The sequence below is a fragment of the Methylomonas sp. BG-2 genome, assembly GCF_057766305.1.
This window is the reverse complement of sequence record NZ_JBYMAP010000050.1, coordinates 1-22127: the sequence shown is the minus strand read 5'-3', so window position 1 is coordinate 22127 and position 22127 is coordinate 1. Positions and strand designations below refer to the sequence as shown.

Annotated in this window: 21 protein-coding genes; 1 reads left to right on the top strand and 20 read right to left on the bottom strand. The window is 59.6% G+C overall.

The window, feature by feature from the left end; all coding sequences use genetic code 11:
- Positions 1-98 precede the first annotated feature (98 nt).
- The gene (locus AC3B8H_RS06955) at positions 99-1490 is read right to left on the bottom strand and encodes an amino acid permease (protein WP_488440876.1); all 1392 of its coding nucleotides are present in this window, start codon (positions 1488-1490) and stop codon (positions 99-101) included.
- A gap of 15 nt (positions 1491-1505) precedes the next feature.
- The gene (locus tag AC3B8H_RS06950; protein ID WP_488440875.1) at positions 1506-2246 is read right to left on the bottom strand and encodes a pentapeptide repeat-containing protein; all 741 of its coding nucleotides are present in this window, start codon (positions 2244-2246) and stop codon (positions 1506-1508) included.
- A gap of 176 nt (positions 2247-2422) precedes the next feature.
- Here AC3B8H_RS06950 and AC3B8H_RS06945 point away from each other — a divergent pair, with 176 nt between their 5' ends.
- Entirely contained in the window at positions 2423-2872 is a 450-nt protein-coding gene (locus tag AC3B8H_RS06945; RefSeq protein ID WP_488440874.1) for a DciA family protein, read from the top strand.
- Between the two features lie 20 nt (positions 2873-2892).
- On the opposite strand, the gene lpxC is transcribed toward AC3B8H_RS06945, so the two are convergent.
- The 18 genes from lpxC to AC3B8H_RS06855 all read right to left on the bottom strand — a co-directional run.
- On the bottom strand, positions 2893-3819 hold the full coding sequence (lpxC, locus tag AC3B8H_RS06940) for a UDP-3-O-acyl-N-acetylglucosamine deacetylase (protein ID WP_488440873.1): 927 nt from the start codon (positions 3817-3819) through the stop codon (positions 2893-2895).
- Positions 3820-3924: 105 nt separating this feature from the next.
- Positions 3925-5082 (bottom strand): cell division protein FtsZ, encoded by a 1158-nt coding sequence (ftsZ, locus tag AC3B8H_RS06935; protein WP_488440872.1) that lies wholly within the window; start codon positions 5080-5082, stop codon positions 3925-3927.
- 23 nt (positions 5083-5105) lie between these two features.
- The gene (ftsA, locus tag AC3B8H_RS06930) at positions 5106-6332 is read right to left on the bottom strand and encodes a cell division protein FtsA (RefSeq protein ID WP_064028474.1); all 1227 of its coding nucleotides are present in this window, start codon (positions 6330-6332) and stop codon (positions 5106-5108) included.
- A 21-nt stretch (positions 6333-6353) separates the two neighbouring features.
- On the bottom strand, positions 6354-7097 hold the full coding sequence (locus AC3B8H_RS06925) for a cell division protein FtsQ/DivIB (protein ID WP_488440871.1): 744 nt from the start codon (positions 7095-7097) through the stop codon (positions 6354-6356).
- The gene (locus tag AC3B8H_RS06920) at positions 7084-8034 is read right to left on the bottom strand and encodes a D-alanine--D-alanine ligase (protein WP_488440870.1); all 951 of its coding nucleotides are present in this window, start codon (positions 8032-8034) and stop codon (positions 7084-7086) included. Before AC3B8H_RS06920 ends, AC3B8H_RS06925 begins: the two co-directional genes overlap by 14 nt.
- Positions 8031-8921, bottom strand: coding sequence for a UDP-N-acetylmuramate dehydrogenase (gene murB / locus AC3B8H_RS06915; RefSeq protein WP_488440869.1), 891 nt, complete (start codon positions 8919-8921; stop codon positions 8031-8033). Before murB ends, AC3B8H_RS06920 begins: the two co-directional genes overlap by 4 nt.
- Entirely contained in the window at positions 8918-10369 is a 1452-nt protein-coding gene (gene murC / locus AC3B8H_RS06910) for a UDP-N-acetylmuramate--L-alanine ligase (protein ID WP_488440868.1), read from the bottom strand. The genes murB and murC overlap by 4 nt, the downstream gene beginning before the upstream one ends.
- Positions 10366-11442, bottom strand: coding sequence for an undecaprenyldiphospho-muramoylpentapeptide beta-N-acetylglucosaminyltransferase (gene murG, locus AC3B8H_RS06905; RefSeq protein ID WP_488440867.1), 1077 nt, complete (start codon positions 11440-11442; stop codon positions 10366-10368). The genes murC and murG overlap by 4 nt, the downstream gene beginning before the upstream one ends.
- Positions 11439-12605: a putative lipid II flippase FtsW gene (ftsW, locus tag AC3B8H_RS06900; RefSeq protein ID WP_488440866.1), complete on the bottom strand. Its 1167-nt coding sequence runs from the start codon at positions 12603-12605 to the stop codon at positions 11439-11441. The genes murG and ftsW overlap by 4 nt, the downstream gene beginning before the upstream one ends.
- Positions 12599-13969: a UDP-N-acetylmuramoyl-L-alanine--D-glutamate ligase gene (gene murD / locus AC3B8H_RS06895; protein WP_488440865.1), complete on the bottom strand. Its 1371-nt coding sequence runs from the start codon at positions 13967-13969 to the stop codon at positions 12599-12601. Before murD ends, ftsW begins: the two co-directional genes overlap by 7 nt.
- Positions 13970-13971: 2 nt before the next feature.
- Positions 13972-15054, bottom strand: a complete 1083-nt coding sequence (gene mraY / locus AC3B8H_RS06890) for a phospho-N-acetylmuramoyl-pentapeptide-transferase (RefSeq protein WP_488440864.1) — start codon at positions 15052-15054, stop codon at positions 13972-13974.
- Positions 15054-16418 (bottom strand): UDP-N-acetylmuramoyl-tripeptide--D-alanyl-D-alanine ligase, encoded by a 1365-nt coding sequence (locus tag AC3B8H_RS06885; protein WP_488440863.1) that lies wholly within the window; start codon positions 16416-16418, stop codon positions 15054-15056. Before AC3B8H_RS06885 ends, mraY begins: the two co-directional genes overlap by 1 nt.
- Entirely contained in the window at positions 16415-17875 is a 1461-nt protein-coding gene (locus AC3B8H_RS06880) for a UDP-N-acetylmuramoyl-L-alanyl-D-glutamate--2,6-diaminopimelate ligase (protein ID WP_488440862.1), read from the bottom strand. The genes AC3B8H_RS06885 and AC3B8H_RS06880 overlap by 4 nt, the downstream gene beginning before the upstream one ends.
- The gene (locus AC3B8H_RS06875) at positions 17872-19596 is read right to left on the bottom strand and encodes a peptidoglycan D,D-transpeptidase FtsI family protein (RefSeq protein WP_488440861.1); all 1725 of its coding nucleotides are present in this window, start codon (positions 19594-19596) and stop codon (positions 17872-17874) included. The genes AC3B8H_RS06880 and AC3B8H_RS06875 overlap by 4 nt, the downstream gene beginning before the upstream one ends.
- Entirely contained in the window at positions 19597-19869 is a 273-nt protein-coding gene (ftsL, locus tag AC3B8H_RS06870; protein WP_488440860.1) for a cell division protein FtsL, read from the bottom strand.
- A complete protein-coding gene (rsmH, locus tag AC3B8H_RS06865; RefSeq protein WP_488440859.1) occupies positions 19869-20798 on the bottom strand; it encodes a 16S rRNA (cytosine(1402)-N(4))-methyltransferase RsmH in 930 nt (309 codons plus the stop codon). The genes ftsL and rsmH overlap by 1 nt, the downstream gene beginning before the upstream one ends.
- Positions 20799-20803: 5 nt before the next feature.
- Positions 20804-21271 carry a division/cell wall cluster transcriptional repressor MraZ gene (gene mraZ / locus AC3B8H_RS06860; RefSeq protein WP_064028500.1) on the bottom strand — a complete coding sequence of 156 codons (468 nt, stop codon included), beginning with the start codon at positions 21269-21271 and terminating at the stop codon, positions 20804-20806.
- A 298-nt stretch (positions 21272-21569) separates the two neighbouring features.
- The coding region (locus AC3B8H_RS06855; protein ID WP_488440858.1) for an NAD(P)H-dependent glycerol-3-phosphate dehydrogenase at positions 21570-22127 on the bottom strand (558 nt) is incomplete at its 5' end.

Below are 22127 nucleotides of genomic sequence, written 5' to 3'. Positions count from 1 at the left end.
AATATAGTTGGAAAATGCCTAACGGTGGCCTTGGCGGCGGGCGGGCCGGCTTCCAGCTGGGCCGCCCAACCCATTCCAAGCCGACGGTCGAATTGGAACTAGTGGCGTAATTGACTATGTTTTATGCCGTAACCGAAGTAAATTGAAAACCCGATCAACAACCAAACCAACAACCTGATCCAGGTGTCGGCCGGCAAGCCAGCCATCAGACTCAAGCACACCAAAATGCCGGCAATCGGCACATAAGGTACCGCCGGACATTTGAAATGACGCTCCATTTCCGGATGGCTGTTCCGCAAAATCCAGACCCCGCCGCACACCAATACGAACGCGAACAGAGTGCCGATGCTGACCAATTCGCCGAGTTTTTCGATGGGCATGAAGCCGGCCAGCAAGGACACCGCGATGCCGACCAGGATGGTCGATAAATGCGGCGTTTGAAATTTGGGATGTACTTGCGCGAACAGCGGCGGCAGCAGCTGGTCCTTGGCCATCGAGAAGAAAATTCGGCTTTGCCCCATCAGCAGCACCAGCATCACCGAGGTTAGCCCGGCGATCGCGGCGATTTTAATAATCGGCGACAGCCAGCTCATGCCGACGTGATCGACCGCCAGCGCAATCGGCGCCGGAACGTTTAAATCGGTGTACGGAATGATGCCGGTCAACACACCCGCGACCAGTATGTACAGTAGCGTGCAGACCGCCAACGACGCGATGATGCCGATCGGCACGTCGCGCTGCGGATTGATGGCTTCCTGGGCGGCGGTGGAGACCGCGTCGAAGCCGATATAGGCGAAGAAGATCACCCCGGCGCCGGTCAATACGCCGCCGAATCCGAACGGCGTGAAGTCGGCCCAGTTCTCGGCCTGAATATGTCCGGAGCCGGCGACGATGAACACCACGATCACCGAAAGTTTGATCAGCACCATGACGAAGTTGAAGATCGCCGATTGGCGGATACCGGTCACCAACAGCGCGGTCAGCAACAATATGATGCCCACCGCCGGCAAATTGATGAAGCCGGCCTCGGGATTGGCCAGATAGGCCGTGGTCAGATAGGTCGGCAGATGCAAGCCTAGCGCATCCAGGAAGCTGGTTAGATAACCGGCCCAGCCTATCGCCACCGTGCTGCTGGCCAGCGCGTATTCCAGCACCAAATCCCAGCCGATGATCCAGGCCATCAGCTCGCCCATGGTCGCGTAGGCGTAACTGTAGGCGCTGCCGGACACCGGAATCATCGCCGCCAGTTCGCTGTAGCACATCGCCGCCAGTCCGCAGGCGATGCCGGCCAGGATGAAGGACACGACGATGGCCGGGCCGGCGTATTTAGCGGCGGCTATGCCGGTCAGTACGAAAATGCCGGCGCCGATCACCGCGCCGATGCCGAGCAAGGTCAAGTCCTTGGCGGTCAGGGTCTGCTTCAAGCCGTGTTCAACGTCGGTCAGGGCGTCGACGCTTTTACGCCGGGTCAGTTGCGCGGGAAGTTGCATGTCGAATCTCGATGATTATTGGAAGTCGGGTTTATGCTGGGCGCCGTCGAAGCGGGCGCCGCTGGTGATCGCACCGGTAAAAATCGCGTCGTGCAGCTTGGTCGCCGAAAAGTTGGCATCGGTCAGATCGGCGCCGCTGAGGTCGGCGCCGTCCATATCGGCCGAATAAAGATCGGCGCCGCGCAGCTTGGCTTGGATCAATTTGGCGTGTTTGAGCATAGCCCGGCCAAGTTTGGCTTGGCTGAGATTGGCGCCGGTCAGATTGGCGCCTTTTAAACTGGCCCGCATCAGCCCCATGGACTGATTTTTCATGTCGGCGGCCCAATCGGCGCCACTGATATTGGCACCGCTCAAGTTGGCGCCGTCCATGATGGCGACCACCCGGCTTCCGCTAAGGTCAGCGCCGCGCAAATCGGCGTGCATCAGGCTGACACCGAAGATGCTGGTATGGCTCAGGTTGGCGCCGTTCAGGTTGATACCGGTCATCACGGTCAAATCCAGCGTCAGGCCGGCCAGGTTGCTGTGATTGAAGTCGGCGCGGCGCAAATCCGCGCCCCATAGGTCGGCATGGCGAAAATCCAGACGGGATAAATCAACGCCTTTCAAATCCTTGCGGCGCAAATCGGCCGGGTGTTGCGCGTCGGCCTTGGCGAGCATTTGTTCGACTTCGGCGCGGGTCAGGTCGGCGGCAATGGCGAACTGGGCCACGACCAGCAACAGGCAGCCGGCCAGCAAAAAACGGACTGCGGGCATCATCAAGCGAATCTCCTAAACGTGAAGTTGCGGAACGGCGGCAACCCGGCGGTCAGCCGTCATGTAGACAGCGTACCATAACGCCGGGCTTCGGACAGCCCGATTCTGGCCGCCGGTTTGGCGGATTGCGCCGAGCCGGTTACTATCTCCGCCGACTATACCTGGAGACACTCACCCGCATGAAAAAACCCATTGCCGCGTTCAAGACTATTCAAGAATACGATATCGGGCCGTTGGCGACCTGCCTGGCCCGGATCGGCGATCAGCGGGCCATGTTGGCGAAGGTCAGGGCGGCGTTACCGGAAGCCTTGGCGGGGCATGTTGTCCATACCGTATTGTCCGGCAGCCGCTTGTTACTGTATGTGGACAGCGCGGCCTGGGCTTCGCAAATTCGGTTTTTTCGGGGCGCGATACTGGCGCTGGATCTGCATAACGGTCGGCAGCGGGCCAACGACGTGCAACTCAAGATACTGCCAGCCGAGGCCGTCGAGAGGGCGCGGCGAGCCAATTTGCCGACGGCTGAAACGGCGGAGCGGATTGTCGCGGAAAACGGTGAAGAAGGGGACGAGCTGGCGGCGGCGTTAAACCGCTTGGGAGCAACGTTGCGGCGGCGGTTGCGCGAGCGCTGACCGCCGCCGCTTGGCGGAGTTTAGCCGGCCGCGCGAACGGACGGCTGTGCGGAGTGCATGAACGAAATCGGCGCTTCCTCGACGCTGTCGAAGGTGACCATTTCCCAGGCATCCCGGTCGTTGAGCAGGCTCAACAGCAATTTATTATTTAAGGCATGACCGGATTTGAAGCCCTGATATTCGCCGATCAGGCTGTGGCCCAGCAAATACAGGTCGCCGATGGCATCGAGGATTTTGTGTTTGACGAATTCGTCGGCGTAGCGCAGACCGTCTTCGTTCAACACTTTGTCGTCGTCGACGACGATGGCGTTGTCCAGACTGCCGCCCAGCGCCAGATTATTCTCGCGCAGGAATTCGATGTCCTTCATGAAGCCGAAAGTGCGAGCCCGGCTGACTTCCTTGACGAAGGTGGTCGACGAAAAATCCATCACCGCGGTTTTCAAATGTTCGGAAAAGGCCGGGTGCTCGAAATCAATGGTAAACGTGACCTTGAAGCCTTCGAAGGGTTCGAAGGCCGCCCATTTATCGCCTTCCTCGACCCGAATCGCCCGCTTGATACGAATGTATTGCTTGGGCACGTCCTGTTCGACCACGCCGGCGGATTGCAACAAAAACACGAAGGGACCGGCGCTACCGTCCATGATCGGTACTTCGGCGGCGCTGACGTCGATGATCGCATTGTCTATACCTAAGCCGGCCAGTGCCGACAGCAGATGTTCGACCGTGGATACTTTTACGCCGTCGCGTACCAGCGTCGTCGACAATTTGGTTTCGCCGACATTCTCCGGACGGGCGGAAATTGTCACCGGTTGGTCCAGATCGACCCGGCGGAAGCGGATGCCGGTGTCCGGATCGGAAGGATGCAGAGTCAGATAGACCTTGTCGCCGGTATGCAAACCCACGCCGGTGGCCCGGATGGTGTTTTTTAAGGTACGCTGTTTAATCATGAAGTGCCGATAAAAAGGTAAAACAAAGCGGGGAGTCTACCACAGTTTATGCGATAGCTCTCCCCTTGCCCCGGTCGGGTCGCCTCATGGCAAAACCGGTCGTGCTTAGTCGGCTTGGCGTCTCAAGAAGGCCGGCACGTCCAAGTAGTCCAGATCGACATCGTTGCGCGGTTGCGCGCCAAAACGCGATTCGCGGGCCGATTCTTGTTTCTGCTGGCGGATCACGGTCGGTTTTTCCAATTGGCCGTAATCGACTTCGCCGGCCGCGACTTTCTTGACCAAACTGATCGGCGCCGCCGCTTTGACTTTCTCGCCCATGCCGGTCGCAACTACGGTGACCTTGACCTCGGTACCCATGGCCGGATTAACCGCCATGCCGATTTTGATGTCGGCATCGTCGGACGCGAACGCATGCATGATGCTGCCGATTTCGTCGAACTCGTTCAAGCCCAGATCGCCGTTGGAGGTAACGTTCACCAGAATGCCGCGTGCGCCTTGCAGGTTGATGTCTTCCAGCAGCGGGCAGGCAATGGCTTTTTCGGCGGCCAGACGGGCGCGATTTTCGCCGCTGGCGACGCCGGTACCCATGATCGCGCTACCCATGTTGGACATCACGGTGCGGACGTCGGCGAAGTCCACGTTCATCAGACCCGGATGGGTGATCAGCTCGGTGATGCCCTGAACCGCGTCCAGCAACACGTCGTTGGCGACCCGGAACGATTCGACCAGCGAGCGGTTGTTGCCCAGAGTCGGCAGCAATTTTTGGTTAGGAATGATGATCAACGAATCGACCAGTTTTTCCAGGTCGCGCAAACCGGATTCGGCGACCGCTTTCTTTTTGGTACCTTCGAAATCGAAGGGCTTGGAGACGACCGCCACGGTCAACACGCCCAGTTCCTTGGCGACTTCGGCAAACACCGAAATCGCGCCGGTGCCGGTGCCGCCGCCCATGCCGGCGGTCAGGAACACCATATCGGCGCCTTCCATAACATCGCGGATCCGTTCGCGGGTTTCCTCGGCGGCGGCGCGGCCGACTTCTGGCCGGGTGCCGGCGCCCAGACCCTTGGTCAGTTCCACGCCCAGTTGCACGATGGTGTCCACGCTCATTTGTCTCAAGGCTTGGGCATCGGTATTCGCGCAAATGAATTGCACGCCGTCGATACCGGTTTCCACCATGTGATTGACGGCATTGCCGCCGCCGCCGCCGACGCCGATGACCTTGATAACCGCCGTGCCGCTACTGTCCAATAATTCATATTTCATTTTTACGCCCTCCAGACAAACAATTAAAAATTACCTTGAAACCAGCTTTTGATTTTCGAAAACAAATCCAGACCTTCTTCGTTCAACCCCAACGCCCGGCCATGATGGTCCTTGCCGTATAGCAGCAAGCCTACCGCGGTCGAATAAATCGGGTTTTCCGCCACATCGGTCAATCCCGACACGTGCAGCGGAACACCCATGCGGACCGGCATGTGGAATATCTCCTCCGCCAACTCCGTCAAACCCTTCACTTGCGAACTGCCGCCGGTGATGACCATGCCGGCGGCGATCAAATCTTCGTAACCGCTACGGCGCAGCTCGGCCTGCACCAACAGCATTAATTCTTCGTAACGCGGTTCGACAATCTCGGCCAGATTCTGCGCGGAGATCTTGCGCGGCTCGCGGTCGCCGATGCTGGGCACGTCTATCGTCTGCTGCGGATCGGCCAGCTGGGTCAGCGCGCAGGCGAACTGGCGCTTGATGTCCTCGGCATTCTTGGTCGGCGTGCGCAGCGCCACCGCAATGTCGTTGGTGACTTGGTCGCCGGCGATCGGAATCACCGCGGTATGCTTGATCGCGCCTTCCGAAAAAATCGCCAGGTCGGTGGTGCCGCCGCCGATGTCGATCAGACAAACCCCCAGATCCTTTTCGTCGTCGGTCAACACCGCCGAGCACGAGGCCAGTTGTTCCAGCACGATATCGTCCACGTCCAAACCGCATTTGCGGATGCATTTGACGATGTTTTGTTCGGCGCTGACGCTGCTGGTCACCATGTGAACCTTGGCTTCCAGGCGGATGCCAGACATGCCGATCGGCTCCTTGATGCCTTCCTGCTGGTCGATCACAAACTCCTGCGGCAGGATGTGCAGGATTTTCTGATCGGCCGGAATCGCCACCGCCCGCGCCGAATCGATCACCCGATCGATGTCGTGCTGGGTGACTTCCTTTTCCTTGATCGCGACGATGCCGTGCGAATTCAGACTTTTGATATGGCTGCCGGCGATCCCGGCAAACACCGATTTGATTTGGCAGCCGGCCATCAACTCGGCTTCCTCGACCGCGCGCTGGATCGAATGCACGGTCGATTCCAGATTGACCACGATGCCTTTCTTCAAACCCTTGGACGGTGCCGTGCCGATGCCGATAATTTCTATTTCATCGCCGCCCCGGTATTCGCCGACGATGGCCGCGACCTTGGACGTGCCGATGTCCAGCCCCACTAAAATATTTCGATCTGTCTTTTTGGCCATTTTCGTTTGCTCTGTAAGCGTTTAAATCAGGTTCTTATTCTTTTCCACAATGGCTTTCCAATCGATGGCAGCCACTTCGGGTTTCCAGGTCACCGCATATCCGTTCGGATAGCGGGTATCGACGCTGGCCATCATGGCCACTTGCTCGGCGCCCAACAAATCCATCGTTTTTAAAAAGCGTTGCATATTTTCCAGCGGCGCCTTACGGCCCAACTGCATTTCCAAGCCGCTGGCCAGCTTTAAACGCCAGGCGCGCCGCTCGTTAACGTGGAACTCCGCCAACTGCAGCGATTTATCCTTCAAGACGATATAAACGCCCTTCATGATTTCCAGCAGTTTCTTCTCCTGGCCGGCCGGGCCGGTAATCAAAGGCAGATGTCGGAACGGTTCGATACTGTCCGGGGCCAACACGTCGCCTTGTTTGTTCAGCAACAGGTTGGTTCCCCAGCGCACCACCGGCTTGTGCTCGGTGATTTTGATATGCACCGCGTCCGGCCACACCCGCTTGACGTCCACCTTGTCCACCAGCGGCAAATCCTTGATGGCCTGATGCACCGCCTGCATGTCGGCATGGTAGTAACCCAGCTTCATTTGCGGTGCCAACACCTGCTTCAGGCGCTCCTTGTCGGTGTATTGAAACGCGCCCTCGATCTTGACGTAGCGAATCGGCTGGTTGTGCAGCATGCCGGTACTGACCTTTTGCCAGCCCCACCAACCGCCGCCGCACAGCAAGGCCGCGACCAACAAGGTTCTAAGCCTGATCACCGCTCGCCACCCTGCTGGTTTCCAAAATTCGCCAAACCAGTTCCTGAAAATCGATGCCCACCGCCTTGGCCGCCATCGGCACCAGACTGTGATCGGTCATGCCCGGCACGGTATTGACCTCGATCAATTGCGGGCGGCCGCTGTCGTCGATGAAGGCATCGATCCGGCCCCACCCCGTGACGCCGACGGTTTGGCAGGCCTTCAACGCCAGGGTTTGCAACTCTTTTTCCCGCTCCGCGTCCAGGCCGCACGGGCAATGGTATTGAGTGGTGTTGGCCCGGTATTTGGCATCGAAGTCGTAAAACGTGTGCGGCGTTTCCAGCCGGATCGCCGGCAGCGCCTCGCCGTCGAGCATGCCTATCGTGTATTCCCGGCCCTGTATCCATTGTTCGGCGTAGACATCGCAGCGGTATTGGCTGGCCAGTTTCAGTGCGGCGGCCAATTCTTCGCGGTTGTGGGCCTTGCTCATGCCGATGCTGGAGCCTTCCTGGGCCGGTTTAACGATGACCGGAAATCCCAGCGCATTGATGCAGGTATCGAGATCCTGCTCGCCGCTCAGTAAAAACCAGCGCGGCGTCGGCAGGCCGGCACCTTGCCAGCACAGTTTGGTGCGCAGTTTGTCCATCGCCAACGCCGAGGCCAGCACGCCGGAACCGGTGTACGGCAATCCCAGCGTTTCCAGAACCGCTTGCAGCACGCCGTCTTCGCCGCCCCGCCCATGGATGACGTTAAAAACGCGGTCGAAACGTTGGCCGGCCAGCGCGGCTATCGGGCTGGCGGTGACATCGATGGCGACGGCGTCGACACCGGCGGCTTTCAAAGCCTGGTAAACCGCGTTACCGCTGTTCAGCGACACCTCCCGTTCGGCGGCCGTACCGCCCAGCAGCACCGCGACCTTGCCGAATTCGGCCGGATTTTTGACTTGCAAGGGTTTCATCGTTTCTCACCTATCCGGCAAACTTCGGTTTCCAGCGCGATGCCGAACTGGGCGCGCACCCGGTCCTGAATCAGTTCGATCAGGGTTTCGATGTCCGCCGAACTGGCGTTGCCGCTGTTTTCGATAAAATTGGCGTGTTTTTCGGAGACCACCGCGCCGCCCACCGCAAAACCTTTCAGGCCGCAGGCTTCAATCAGCCGCGCCGCGTAATCGCCGGGCGGATTCTTGAACACCGAGCCGCAGGTCGGTTTGTTGGTCGGCTGGCTGGCGTTGCGTTTCTCCAGCAAGCTCTTGATATGTTGCTGGCTAGCTTCGCTATCGCCCTTGCGCAGCAGCAATTGGGCCGACAAAAACCATTCATCCCTCAGGCCTTGCACCGAACGGTAAGCCACTTCGAAGTCGTCGTGATTGCGCAGCGCGACGGTGCCGGCGCGGTTGATCGTTTCCACTTTATCGACGATGCGCCAGGTTTCGCCGCCGAAGGCGCCGGCGTTCATCCGCAAGGCGCCGCCCATCGTACCGGGAATCCCGGCCAGGAATTCAGCGCCGATCAGCCCCAGATCGCTGCAAAATCGGGCGACATGGGCGCAAGGCACGCCGGCTTCGGCGTAGACGCGTTCGGAATCCAGCAAATACAGGTCTTTCAGCCGATTGCGGGTATGGACCACCGTGCCTTTGACGCCGCCGTCGCGCACCAATAGGTTGCTGCCCAAACCCAACCAATACAAGGGTTCGTCGGCCGGCAGTTCGGCGATGAACGCGATCAGGTCGGCTTTGTTTTCCGGAACGTACAAGCGTTGGGCCGGACCGCCGACCCGCCAACTGGTGTACTTGGCCAGCGGTTCGTCGGTCAGCAAGGCACCTTTCCAGGTCGTGGTCGCCATCATGCCGTCAGCCTCTGGGAAGCCAGCGCTTCGGTCAGTTTTTGCGGCAAATCGGCGGCGATCTGGCCGACATTGCCGGCGCCCATCGTCAAAATCACATCGTCCTTGGCGACGATGCCGGCCAATATCGTCGGCAAATCCTCGCGGTTTTGCACGAACACCGGGTCCACCTGCCCGCGGGTTCGGATCGAGCGGCTCAAGGCTTTGCCGTCGGCGCCGGTAATCGGCGGCTCGCCGGCCGAGTAAACGTCCAGCAAGATCAATACGTCAACCCCGGACAAGACTTCGACGAAATCCTCGAACAAATCGCGGGTGCGGGTGTAACGGTGGGGCTGGAACACCACGACCTTGCGGCGGCTCGGCCAGGCCTGGCGCAAGGCTTCCAAGGTGGCGGCCAGCTCGCGCGGGTGATGGCCGTAGTCATCCACCAGAGTCAGTTTGCCGCCGGCGAAATCAACGTCGCCGTTGATTTGAAAACGCCGGCCGACGCCCTTGAATTCGGCCAAGCTTTTAACAATGGCGGCATCGTCCACGCCCAGCGCGGTGGCGATCGTGGTGGCGGCCAGCGCATTCAGCATGTTGTGCCAGCCGGGCAGGTTCAGCGTCACTTTTAGCGGCGGCAAGCTGCCCCAGCGCAACACCGTGAAATGGGTGCGCAGACCGTCCTGTTTGATGTCGACCGCGCGGACATCGGCGTAACTGCTGACGCCGTAGGTTTTGACCGGTTTGGACACATTCGGCAACACGTCGCAGACGCCAGGGTCGTCGATGCACATCACCGCCAGGCCGTAGAACGGCAACTGGTGCAAAAATTTCAGAAAGGTTTCCTTCAGCTTGCCGTAACTGCCGCCGTAGGTTTCCATGTGGTCCTGATCGATGTTGGTGACGATCGCCATCATCGGCTGCAAAAACAAAAACGACGCATCGCTTTCGTCGGCTTCGGCCACCAGGTATTTGCCCAGGCCCAGTTTGGCGTTGGCGCCGGCGCTGTTCAGACGGCCGCCGATCACGAACGTCGGGTCCAGGCCGCCCTCGGCCAGCATCATCGTCGTTAAACTGGTGGTGGTGGTTTTGCCGTGGGTGCCGGCGACGGCGATGCCGAAACGGAAACGCATCAGTTCGGCCAGCATTTCCGCGCGCGGAATGACCGGAATCCGGTTTTCGTAGGCCGTCACGACTTCCGGATTGGCCCGGTCGACCGCGGTCGAGGTCACGACGACATCGACGTCGGCGGTATTTTCGGCATGGTGGCCTATGTAAATCTTGATACCCAGGCTTGCCAGGCGGTCGGTGACCTGCGAGGCCTTGATGTCCGAACCGGACACGCTGTAACCCAGATTGCTCAGCACTTCGGCGATCCCGCTCATGCCGGTGCCGCCGATACCGACGAAATGGATTTTGTCGATGTCGCCGAGCGCTTGGTTGGCGGCGGGAATGTTGGGACGGTTCATGACTTGGCCTCCGGGCTGAGCAACTCGGCGCACAGATCGGCGACGGTTCGGGTGGCGTCGGGGCGGGCCAAGGCCTTGGCGGCGCGGCTCATTTGGGGTAATTCGGTCATCGCTTGTTGGATAGCCTTGCGCAGATTTTGCGCGTTCAATTCGGATTGCGGCAGCAGCAGTGCGGCGCCGGCCTCGGTTAAATAACGGGCGTTGGCGTTCTGGTGGTCGTCGATCGCATGCGGCAACGGCACGAATATCGCCGGCAGCCCGCAGGCAGCGACTTCGCTGACCGTCATCGCGCCGGCCCGGCAGATGATCAGATCCGCCCATCGGTAGGCGCCGGCCATATCGTCGATAAAGGCCAGCGCTTCGGCGTTCATTGCCAACGCCCGGTAACGCGCCGCGACCTCGGCTTGCATGGCGCCGCCGGTTTGGTGTCTGACGTCCAGTTGTTCCAGGCCGGCCAGCGCGTCCGGCAACGTTTCGTTCAAGACTTTAGCGCCTTGGCTGCCGCCCAATACCAGAATCCGGACATTTCGACCGGCGTTCGGGGTCCATTCGGTTTTTCCGCCGATTTCGGCGAAGGCTTGCCTCAACGGATTGCCGGTACAAATCGCGCCGGCCTTGCTGTCGAAACTGTTGGGAAACGCTTCCAGCACCCTGCGCGCCGCTAGTCGGACCAACCAGCGGTTGGTCGTGCCGGGCACGCGGTTTTGTTCGTGAATCACCAGCGGGATGCCCAGCCATTTCGCCATTAAACCGCCCGGCCCGGCGACAAACCCGCCCATGCCCAGGACCAGATCGGGATGGCGCCGGCGCAAGATGGCGCGCGCCTGCCAGCAGGCTTGCAGCAAACGCAACACGCCCGCCAGTTTAGCGAGCAAGCCCTTGCCGCGCAGGCCGGCCACCGCCAGCCAGTCGATTTCGAAACCGTGGGCCGGCACCACCTTCGCTTCCAGGCCTTTTTCGGTGCCCAGCCAACTGACCCGCCAGCCGCGCTCGCGCAACTCCTCGGCGACGGCCAGTGCCGGGAACACGTGGCCGCCGGTGCCGCCGGCCATGATTAAAATACGCCCGCTCATGCCGGCCGCCCCTTGACGTTATTCTTATTGTGCTCGGTCACTTCGTAATGAATCCGAAACAACACCGCCACCGCCCCGCACATCACGATCATGCTGCCGCCGCCGTAACTCATCAGCGGCAGGGTCAAGCCCTTGGTCGGCAGGATGCCCATGTTGACACCCATGTTGACGAAGGCTTGGAAGCCGAACCAGATGCCCAGACCGTAAGCCACCAGACCGGAGAACTGTAGGCCGGCGAGCTGGGCTTGTTCGCCGATCGCGAACGCGCGGATCAACAACGCCGTGAACAAGCCGACCACCAGAATGACGCCCAACAAGCCGAGTTCCTCGCCCAATACCGAAAACAAGAAGTCGGTGTGGGCTTCCGGCAGATAAAACAACTTTTGCAGGCCGTTCCCCAGGCCAACCCCGGCAAACTCGCCGCGACCGAACGAAATCAGCGCCTGGGTCAACTGGTAACCGCTGTCTCTGGCGTGTTCCCAAGGATCGAGGAAACTGATGACTCGCTTCCAACGATACGGCGAGGTATAGGCCAGCATCGCGGCGGCCATCGAAACCGAGGCCACCAGTACGACGAAAGGCGACAAGCGCGCGCCGCCCAGAAACATCATGCCCATCGCGATGATCAGGATCACCACCGCCGAACCGAAATCCGGCTCCAGCAGCAGCAGCATGCAGGCGACCGAAAACAACATCAACGGCCGAAGCAGGCCGAAGATCGAACGTCGGACATGATCGCCGTGCCGCGTGATATAGCCGGCCATGTAAATGACCGAGATGAATTTGACCACTTCGGAAACCTGGATGCGCAGGCCGAGTATCGACAACCAGCGAATACTGCCGTTGACGCGGACGCCGACCCCCGGCACCAACACCACCAGCAGTAGCACCAGTCCGGCGATGAACAGCGGCTGGCCCATCTTTTCCCAACTTTTCATCGGCACGTTCAATACGACGGCGGCGAAACCCAGGCCCAGCGCGATGTGCACCAATTGCTTGAACGGAAAATGCGATATGTCTTCCGCCATCTTGACGCCCAAATGCAGGGAGGCGGACACGACCATGATGAAACCCACGCCGAGCAGGCTGAAGCAAGCCAGCATCAACACCGGATCGACATGGAGCCGATTTTGCGCGCGGGGTTTTGGGGTCGGTTTCAGCATGACGGCAGTTCCATCACCGCTTCGGCGAACTTGTTGCCGCGATCCACGTAGCTACGGTATTGATCCAGGCTGGCGCAGGCCGGCGACAGCAAGACCGTGTCGCCTTCGCCGACCAAACCGGCGGCGGTACGGACCGCCTCCTTCATATTGCCGGCGAAATGGACCGGCACGCAGTCTCGCAACGCCGCGGCGATCAGCTCGGCATCCTTGCCCATCACGACGACGGCCTTGGCTTTTTCGGCGACGGCCGGTACCAGCTCGCTCATGTCGGCGCCCTTGGCGTCGCCGCCGGCGATCAGAATCACTTTGCGTTCGTAGCCTTGCAACGCGGCGATGCAGGCGCCGACATTGGTGGCCTTGGAGTCGTTGACCCAGTGCGCGCCGGCTTTTTCGGCGACTTTCTGCATTCGGTGCGGCAGGCCCTTGAATTTGCGCAACGCATCGCACATCGCGGTCATGCTCAAGCCGACCGCTTGGCCCAGCGCCAGCGCCGCCAACGCGTTGGCGAGATTATGGCTGCCTTCCAGCCGCAAGCGGTTGGCCGCCATCAGGGTTTGCTCGCCCTGCATCAGAAAATCGGTTTCGCCGCGGCGCAGATAGAAATCGGCGGTTTCGCGAATCGAGAAGGTCAGGCAGCGGCGGTCGGTTTCGCGCATCGCCATTACCAGCGGATCGTCAAGATTGAGTACCATCGCGCCGTCGCCGCGAAAAATTCGCTGTTTCTCGGCGGCGTAATCGGCCATGCTGGCGTGGCGATCCAGATGATCCGGCGTTACGTTCAATACCGTCGCGGCCGTGGCGTTCAGCGCGGTGGTCCGTTCCAATTGGAAACTGGACAATTCCAGTACGTACAGATCGGCGTCTTGCTGCAACAAATCCAGCGCCGGCGTGCCCAAATTGCCGCCGATCGCGGTTTTCACGCCGGCGGCGTTGCCCATGTCGCCCAGCATCGTGGTGACGGTGCTTTTACCGTTCGAGCCGGTGATTGCCACGACCGGTTTGTCGGTGGCGCAAGCAAACAAGTCGATGTCGCTGATCACATTGACGCCGGCTTGCACGGCTTGCCGAATCGCGGTCTCGGCCAGCGACACGCCGGGGCTGATGACCAGATGGGTCGCCACGGCCAGCGCCGACTGGTCGAAACCGCCGGTGAATACCGGCACGTCCGGCATTTGTTCGCGCAGGACATCGATCAACGGCGGATTTTTCCGGCTGTCCAACACCGCGAATTTCAGCGGGGTTTTTTGCAGGAATTGGGCAACCGACAGGCCGGTCGCGCCCAGGCCGACGATCAGCAGCTTGCTGTCCGCCGCGGTCAGCGCGAAGTGGTGTTCCAGTTTGGCCAGTAATGCGTCGATATCCATGCTTATCTCAGTTTCAAGGTGGCCAGACCGATCAGCACCAGAATCACCGAGACGATCCAGAAGCGGACGATGATGCGCGGTTCCGGCCAGCCTTTCAGTTCGTAATGGTGATGAATCGGCGCCATCAGAAACACCCGTTTCTTGCGGGTTTTATAGGAGGCGACTTGAATGATCACCGACACGGTTTCGACAACGAAGATGCCGCCCATGATGACCAGCACGATTTCCTGGCGCACCAAGACCGCGACGATGCCCAGCGCGGCGCCCAAGGCCAGCGCGCCGACGTCGCCCATGAAGACCATGGCCGGATAGGCGTTAAACCACAAAAACCCCAGGCCCGAGCCGATCAGCGCCGCGCAAAACACCACCAATTCGCCGGAGCGGGGAATGTGGGGGATTTGCAGGTATTGGGCGAAATTGGCGTGGCCGGATAAATAGGCGAAGATCGCCAACGCGGCGGCGATCATCACCGTCGGCATGATCGCCAGACCGTCCAGACCGTCGGTTAGATTGACGGCGTTGCTGGAACCGACGATGACGAAATAAGTTAAAACCACGTAACTCCAGCCCATGTCCAGCGTGACGTGCTTGAAAAACGGCACGATGAATTGGGTTTCGGCGGGAACTTGCGCGGTGTTGTACAAATAAACGCCGGCCGCCAGCGCCACCACCGATTGCCAGAAATACTTGGCGCGGGCCGACAGGCCGTCGCTGTTGCCGAGCAACACTTTTTTGTAGTCGTCGATGAAACCGATCACGCCGTGTGCCAAGGTCACCAGCAACACCACCCAGACGTAACGGTTGTTGAGGTCGGCGCACAGCAAGGTGCTGATCGCCACCGAGAACAAGATCATCGTGCCGCCCATCGTCGGCGTGCCGGATTTGGACAAATGGCTTTGCGGGCCGTCGTCGCGCACGCTTTGGCCGATTTTGCGGCGCGTCAATTTTTCGATCATCGCCGGGCCGATCAAAAACGACATGGCTAGCGCGGTCAGGACGCCCAAAATGGCGCGGAAGGTCAGGTAGTGGAGTACCCGGAATCCGCTGTCCAAGCTGCTGAGGTAGTCTGCGAGTAAAAGTAACATTAGGCTGCTCTAAATTGGTGGACGAGCGCCGCCGCGACGTTTTCCATCTTCTGGGCGCGCGATCCTTTCACCAATACGGTTTCGGGTCCGGCCAGCGCGGTCGTCAGCGCGTCGATTAATTGTTCTTGTGTCTCGAAATAGTCGCCGCCGGCGCCGAACGCGGCGACGGTGTGGCGGGCCAGTTCGCCGGTCGCGAACAGACGCGCCACGCCGGCGCTTTTGATCAATTCGCCCATTTCGTGGTGGCGTTGCGGGCTTTCCGGCCCCAATTCGCCGAAAGCGCCCAGCGCCAGCCATAGCGGCCGTTGCCGGTCCGGCACCGCGTCCAGCGCCGCTTTCAACGAGGCTGGATTGGCGTTGTAAGTGTCGTCGATGACGATATTGCCCCGCTTGCCTGGCAAGACCTGCATGCGCCCGGTCACCGGCCGCAGTTGTTCCAGGCCGCGCCGGATGTCGGCGAGCGGAATGCCGAATTGCAAGGCCACGGCGGCGGCGGCCAGCGCGTTTTTGACGTTATGGGCGCCGGCCAGCCGCAGATGGATGGTCACGCGCTCGGCCCCGGCGAGCAAATCGAAGCGGGTATCGAAGCCGTCCGGACTCAACGCGGTCTCGATGCGTTCGGCGCGAATATCGGCCTCGCCGCTCAAGCCGAACGACACGGTCTTGCGCTGGCCGGCCAAGCTCAGCCAGTAGTCGTAATAAGTGTCGTCGCGATTCAATACCGCCACGCCCGCCGCGCTCAGATTCTCGACGATTTCGCCCTTGGTTCTGGCCACGCCGTCGGTATCGCCGAAGCCTTCAATATGGGCCGGACCGACGTTGGTGATGACGCTGACGTCGGCCTGGACGCGCCGGCTGGTGTAAGCGATTTCGCCGGGATGGTTGGCGCCCATTTCGATGATGGCGTAACGATGGGATGACCGTAGCTTCAACAAGGTCAGCGGCACGCCGATGTCGTTGTTCAGGTTGCCCTGGGTGGCCAGCGTTTCGCCTTGGGTGGCGAAGATGGCCGCGATCATTTCCTTAACCGTGGTTTTACCGTTGCTGCCGGTGACGCCGGCCACCCGCACCGGCAATTGCCGCCGCCAATAGCCGGCCAACTCGGCCAGCGCCAAATGGCTATCGGTGACGACGATTTGCGGCAAGCTCGATTCGACCGGGCGCTCGACCAGTAACGCCGCCGCGCCGGCCGCTTCCGCGTTGGCGGTGAAATCGTGGCCGTCGAACTGGCGGCCCTTGATCGCGATATACAGGTCGCCGGGCAGCAAGGTGCGGGTATCGATGCCGACGCCGGTTATCGTCCGGTCCGGTCCGCTCAAGCCGCCGGCCACGGCCGCCGCGATGTCGATCAGACGCAGGTTCACGGCGCCCTCCACTCGGCCAGCGCTTGGCGGACCACGGCTTGATCGCTGAACGGCCATTTGACGCCGGCGATGTCCTGGTAATCTTCGTGCCCCTTACCCGCCACGACCACGCAGTCGCCGGCTTGGGCTTGTTGAATGGCGGTGACGATGGCGGTGGCCCTGTCGTTGATCACGGTAACTTTTTGGCTTTCGCAGCCGGTTAAAATGTCGTTGATAATCTCGGCCGAAGCTTCGTGGCGCGGGTTGTCGTCGGTGACGATGACCTGATCCGCCCAGGTTTCGGCAATGCGGCCCATTTGCGGCCGTTTGCCCTTGTCGCGATCGCCGCCGCAGCCGAACACGACTTTCAAGCGGCGAGCGCCCTTGACCGCGCGCAAGACTTTTTCCAGCGCGTCCGGGCTGTGCGCGTAATCGACGAACACCGTCGGCTTGTCCTGGCCGCCGAAGCGTTCCATGCGGCCGGCTATCGCGCGCAAGTCGGCCAGTTTGGCGACCGCGCTCGCGAAGTCGTGGCCGGTCGCCAGCAATACGCACAACACCGCCAGCAGGTTCTCCAAATTAAAATCGCCGGCGATGCCGGTGACGGCGCGCAGGCGTTGCTGCCGGTACAGCGCGTCGAATGCAATGCCGTCGGCATGGTATTCGATGTTTTCCGCCACCACGCCATGCGTATCCGCCAGGACTTTGCCGGTTCGGCTGTAAGTCCAGCGCGCCGCGCCCGGCGCGATGCTCGCCAGGACTTCGGTACTGCTGGCGTCGTCGAGGTTGACCACCGCGAATTGCAGCGTCGGCCATCGAAACAATTTCAACTTGGCTTGCAGGTAATCGGCCATCGTGCCGTGGTAATCCAAGTGGTCGCGGCTTAAATTGGTAAACACCGCGCCGGCGAATTTCACGCCGTTCACCCGGCCTTGTTCCAAGCCGTGGGAAGAGACTTCCATTGCCACCGCGCGTTTGTCTCGCCGCAGCAGTTCGGCCAGCATTTGCTGCACCGCCAACGCGTCCGGCGTGGTGTTCGCGGTCGGCTGCAAATGGCCCACCTCGCCCCATCCCAGCGTGCCGATCACGCCGCAGGATTCGATCGCTTGGGCAATCAGCTGGCTGCAGGTGGTTTTGCCATTGGTGCCGGTAACACCGATCACACTCAAGCGGTCGGACGGCTGCCGGTAAAACCGGGCGGCAATGTCGCCCAGGCGCTCGCCCAATCCCGCAACCGCGACGGCGCAAATGCCGGGCGGAACGGCCGCTTGCTCCGGCCGGCCGGCCGGGTCGTAAACGATGGCGATAGCGCCGTTGGCCAGCGCTTGGCCGGCATGAGTCAGTCCGTGTTGATTCGAGCCGTTTAGCGCGATGAAGGCCTCGCCGGGGCGCACCTGCCGGCTGTCCAAGGCCAGGCCGGCGATGTCGAGATCGTCGGTCGTGGTGGCTTGGCCTGAAAGCAGCTCGGTCAATTTCATCGTTTGCTCAGCAATAAATGCATGGTATCGACGCCGTCCGGCTCGACCCCGTAAACCCGCAACGCGCCAGCCATCACCCGTGAAAATGCCGGCGCGGCGACCAGACCGCCGTAATACTGGCCGCTGGTCGGCTCGTCGACGACGATCGCGATGATGAAGCGCGGGTTGCTGGCCGGGGCCATGCCGACAAACACCGACAGGTATTTGTCTTCGGTATAGCCGCCGGCCATCGCTTTTTTTACAGTACCGGTCTTGCCGGCGACTCGATAGCCTTCGACGCGAGCTTGGTAGGCGGTGCCTTCCTTGCTGATCACGTGTTCCAGCATATCCCGGACCCGGCGGGCGGTTTCCGGTTTGAATACGCGCTGGGCGTCCGGGTCCTCATCGCGCTTCAACAAGGTCACCGAATGCAGGATGCCGTCGTCGGCCAACGCGGTATACGCCCTGGCCAATTGCAACACCGAAGTCGAAACCCCGTAACCGAACGACAGAGTCGCCTGGTCGAATTCGTGCCAATTCTGGTAATCGAGCAACGTACCGCTGGCTTCGCCCGGAAAACCGACACCGGCCGAGGTACCGAAGCCGAGCTTGCTGTAGATGCCCCAAAAATATTCCGGCGGCATCGACATCGCAATTTGAGTAACCGCGATATTGCTGGATTTTTGCAATACGTGGGTCAAGTCCATCGTGCCGTAGTTATGCACATCCTTAACGACATTCCGGCCCAGGTGGTACACACCGTGGGTTTCTATCATCAGATTCGGGCTGATATAGCCGCCGTCCAACGCCGCCGCGACAACAAAGGGCTTGACCGTCGAGCCGGGTTCGAAGCTATCGACCATCGCCCGGTTGCGATAACGGTTGCTGCTCAATTCCTTGCGGTTGTTTGGGTTGAACGCCGGTTGGCTGACCGTAGCCAGCACGTCGCCGTTTTTGGCGTCCAACACCACCAGCGAGGCCGAATGCGCCTTGTTCTGAAGCATGGCGTTCTGCAACTCGCGATACGCCAGATACTGGATGCGTTCGTCTATGGTCAGAACCAAATCCCGGCCGGGTACCGCTTCCTCGATATTTTCGACATCCTTGATAATCTGGCCCTTGCCGTCCTTAATCACCCGCTTTTTGCCGGGTTGGCCGCGCAAGATATGTTCATAGCCGTGTTCCATGCCTTCCTGGCCGACATCGTCGATGTTGGTAAAGCCCAACAAATGCCCGGAAACCGCGCCGGCCGGGTAATAGCGCTTGAATTCGCGCTCGAAATACACGCCGGTAATGTCGAGCTCCTTGACTTTCTCGGCCACATCCGGATTGATCTGGCGACGCAGATATAGAAAACGCTTGTTGGCGTCTTTCTCTTTTTTCAATTGCGCCCGCAATTCCTTTTCCGGATAACCGAGGATTTTCGCCATCGGCGTTAATTTGTCTTGTTCGGCGTCTTTCAACTGGCGCGGATTGACCCAAATCGATTGCACCGGCGTGCTGATGGCCAGCGGTTCGCCGTTCCTGTCCTGAATCTGGCCGCGGTAGGCCGGCACCGGCACGATGTCGATGTGCTGCATGTCGCCCTTGTCTTGCAGGAATTCCTTATCCAGCACCTGCAAATACACGGCGCGCCCGATCAGAGCCGACATTGCCACCAGCATCACCGACAACAACATCCGGCGTCGAATCACAAAATCTGAACTTTGCGGCAACCCGACCGCTCCCGTGGTAATACGCATTTACGGTTTTATGTAGATGATTTTGTCTTGCGCGGGCAACGTCAACATCAGCCGTTGCCTGGCCGCGATCTCCACCCGGTTTTCCTCGGTCAACGTGGTCAATTCCAGTTGCAAGCGTCCCCATTCCACTTCGTAATCGTCAAGCTCCTTTTCCTTTTTTTGGATTTCCATGAACAGCAGTCGCGACTCGTATTTGCTATAGATCACCGCGATAGCGGATACCAGCAATATCGCCACCAACGCTGTCAGTAAAATATTTCGGGCAATAGCCATCAGCGTTTTTCCGCCACCCGTAGAATTGCGCTACGCGCGCGAACATTGGCTTGCAACTCGTCGCTCTGGGCGCGGATCGCCTTGCCGATTTTGCGCAGCCGGCCCTGTTCGATATCGCGTTCCCGAATCGGTAATTTGCCCGGATCGTGTTTGGCGCCTGCTTCGTCGCGGATAAAGTTCTTCACGATGCGATCTTCCAGCGAATGAAACGAAATCACGACTAATCGCCCCTCCGGCGCCAACGCCTCCAGCGCCAGCCGCAGGGCGGCGCGCAACTGTTCCAATTCCTGATTGATTTCTATCCTGATGGCCTGGAAACAGCGTGTGGCCGGGTGTTTGTGTTTATCTCGGAACGGCAGGTTGTCTTCGATCAGCCGGGCCAATTGCGCCGTCGTTCTCAGCGGCTGCGATTGCCGCTGGGCGACAATGGCCTTGGCTATTCTGCGCGAGTAGCGTTCTTCGCCGTATTCGTAAAAAATTCTCGCCAGTTCCGCTTCTTCGGTTTGAGCGAGGTATTCCGCCGCCGTCGGGCCGCTTTGCGAGTCCATGCGCATGTCCAGCGGACCGTCGCGGAGAAAACTGAAGCCGCGATCGGCGTTATCCAGTTGCGGCGAAGAAACGCCCAAATCCATCAAGATGCCGTCCAACTTGCCGTGACAGCCCGAGCGCTCCGCCACGGCCGCCAGTTCCGAGAAACAAGCGTGATGCAGGCTGAAACGGGGATCCATCTTCAGTTCGTCGGCGGCCGCGCTAACAATCGCGTCGTGATCGCGGTCCATGGCCAACAGCCGACCGGCTGAGCCGAGCCGGGTCAAGATACCGCGACTATGCCCGCCCCTGCCGAAGGTGCAATCCAGGTAAATGCCGTTGGGTTTTATCCGGAGTTCCCGCAGGGCTTCTTCGTATAAAACGGTCTGGTGGCCGGACATCCCGGTCAGAACGACAAGGAGCCGAGTTCTTCAAGGCCCTCGGTGTCGTTGCCGTCCATCCATTCCTGTTCCTTGGCCTTCCAGGCTTCATCGTTCCAAATTTCGAATTTGTTCAGTTGACCGACCAAAACAATATGTTTCTCCATGCCGGCAAACTCCCTGAGCTTTTCAGGTAATAGCAAGCGGCCCTGAGTATCCATTTCGCACTCTGAGGCATTGCCGATCACAAAACGGCGCAATTTGCCGGCCATCTTGTTGAGCGTCGGCAACTTGCTGATGGTTTGTTCGAGTTTCTCCCATTCGGGGAGAGGATATAGCCACAGACAGCCTGGCTCGCCTATGCACTTGTCGTCGACGGCGACCGTCACAACCATTTGGCGATCGCAACACTCTTGTAACTCCTCCCGGTATCGGGTAGGAATCGCAACGCGCCCTTTCGCATCCAAACTGATTGAACTAATGCCTCGAAACAAGATACGCCTCAGATTTCCAAAAATTTCCCTTTTTAACCACTTTATAGCACTTTTGTACCACTATAGTTTTCAGTCAGGGGTTAGTCAAGAGGCATTTAGATTAAAATCTTTCTTTTTGTACAATGACTTACGCCGAGTTGACCGGGAAAAGCCCCGGACCCCGCGAAAATGAACGAAATTCGATTTGTATCAGAACCTTAACGGAGATTTGTTAAGTGATGCACAATCCACGGGGCGTAATCCCACTGTTTTTTAAAGTGAATTGCGTATTGGACGCCGGAAAGGTCGGCGTGAAAGGTCAATATTCCGACTTCGGATTGCGACCCAGCAGATTTTGGACGGCTTGCAGCGGAGCGAACTGATTGAACAATACGTTGTAAACTTGCTCGGTGATGGGCATTTCGACTTGATGTTTTTGCGCGAGAGCCTGAGTCAGGCGCGCGGCCGAGATGCCTTCCACGGCCTGATTAATGTCGGCCAGCGCTTGAGCCTGGCTCTTACCCTGACCCAAGGCCAATCCGAAGCGGCGATTGCGCGACTGGTCGTCGGTGCACGTTAGGATTAAATCGCCCAGACCAGCCAGCCCCATGAAGGTATCCGGCTGACCGCCCAAGCGAACGCCGAGCCGAATAATTTCGCTCAGGCCGCGGGTAATCAACGCGGAACGCGTATTCGCTCCAAAACCCAAGCCATCGGCAATACCGGCCGCTATGGCCAGCACGTTTTTACACGCGCCGCCAACTTGCACACCGACGATGTCGGTGCTGGTATAAATTCTAAAGCGCTGATTGTGGAGAATTCCAGCCAGTTCGGCCGCGAAAGATTCGGAAATCGATGCAACAGTGAGCGCCGTGGG

Bases quoted from the DNA above. Each gene is read 5' to 3' on its own strand.
- murB (WP_488440869.1), bottom strand. From the start codon at position 8,921: ATGATGGCGACCACGACCTGGAAAGGTGCCTTGCTGACCGACGAACCG.
- murD (WP_488440865.1), bottom strand. From the start codon at position 13,969: ATGGATATCGACGCATTACTGGCCAAACTGGAACACCACTTCGCGCTG.
- AC3B8H_RS06945 (WP_488440874.1), top strand. From the start codon at position 2,423: ATGAAAAAACCCATTGCCGCGTTCAAGACTATTCAAGAATACGATATC.
- AC3B8H_RS06875 (WP_488440861.1), bottom strand. From the start codon at position 19,596: ATGCGTATTACCACGGGAGCGGTCGGGTTGCCGCAAAGTTCAGATTTT.
- AC3B8H_RS06955 (WP_488440876.1), bottom strand. From the start codon at position 1,490: ATGCAACTTCCCGCGCAACTGACCCGGCGTAAAAGCGTCGACGCCCTG.
- ftsZ (WP_488440872.1), bottom strand. From the start codon at position 5,082: ATGAAATATGAATTATTGGACAGTAGCGGCACGGCGGTTATCAAGGTC.
- murC (WP_488440868.1), bottom strand. From the start codon at position 10,369: ATGAACCGTCCCAACATTCCCGCCGCCAACCAAGCGCTCGGCGACATC.
- ftsA (WP_064028474.1), bottom strand. From the start codon at position 6,332: ATGGCCAAAAAGACAGATCGAAATATTTTAGTGGGGCTGGACATCGGC.
- lpxC (WP_488440873.1), bottom strand. From the start codon at position 3,819: ATGATTAAACAGCGTACCTTAAAAAACACCATCCGGGCCACCGGCGTG.
- mraY (WP_488440864.1), bottom strand. From the start codon at position 15,054: ATGTTACTTTTACTCGCAGACTACCTCAGCAGCTTGGACAGCGGATTC.
- AC3B8H_RS06880 (WP_488440862.1), bottom strand. From the start codon at position 17,875: ATGAAATTGACCGAGCTGCTTTCAGGCCAAGCCACCACGACCGACGAT.
- ftsW (WP_488440866.1), bottom strand. From the start codon at position 12,605: ATGCTGAAACCGACCCCAAAACCCCGCGCGCAAAATCGGCTCCATGTC.
- AC3B8H_RS06920 (WP_488440870.1), bottom strand. From the start codon at position 8,034: ATGAAACCCTTGCAAGTCAAAAATCCGGCCGAATTCGGCAAGGTCGCG.
- ftsL (WP_488440860.1), bottom strand. From the start codon at position 19,869: ATGGCTATTGCCCGAAATATTTTACTGACAGCGTTGGTGGCGATATTG.
- murG (WP_488440867.1), bottom strand. From the start codon at position 11,442: ATGAGCGGGCGTATTTTAATCATGGCCGGCGGCACCGGCGGCCACGTG.
- AC3B8H_RS06950 (WP_488440875.1), bottom strand. From the start codon at position 2,246: ATGATGCCCGCAGTCCGTTTTTTGCTGGCCGGCTGCCTGTTGCTGGTC.
- rsmH (WP_488440859.1), bottom strand. From the start codon at position 20,798: ATGTCCGGCCACCAGACCGTTTTATACGAAGAAGCCCTGCGGGAACTC.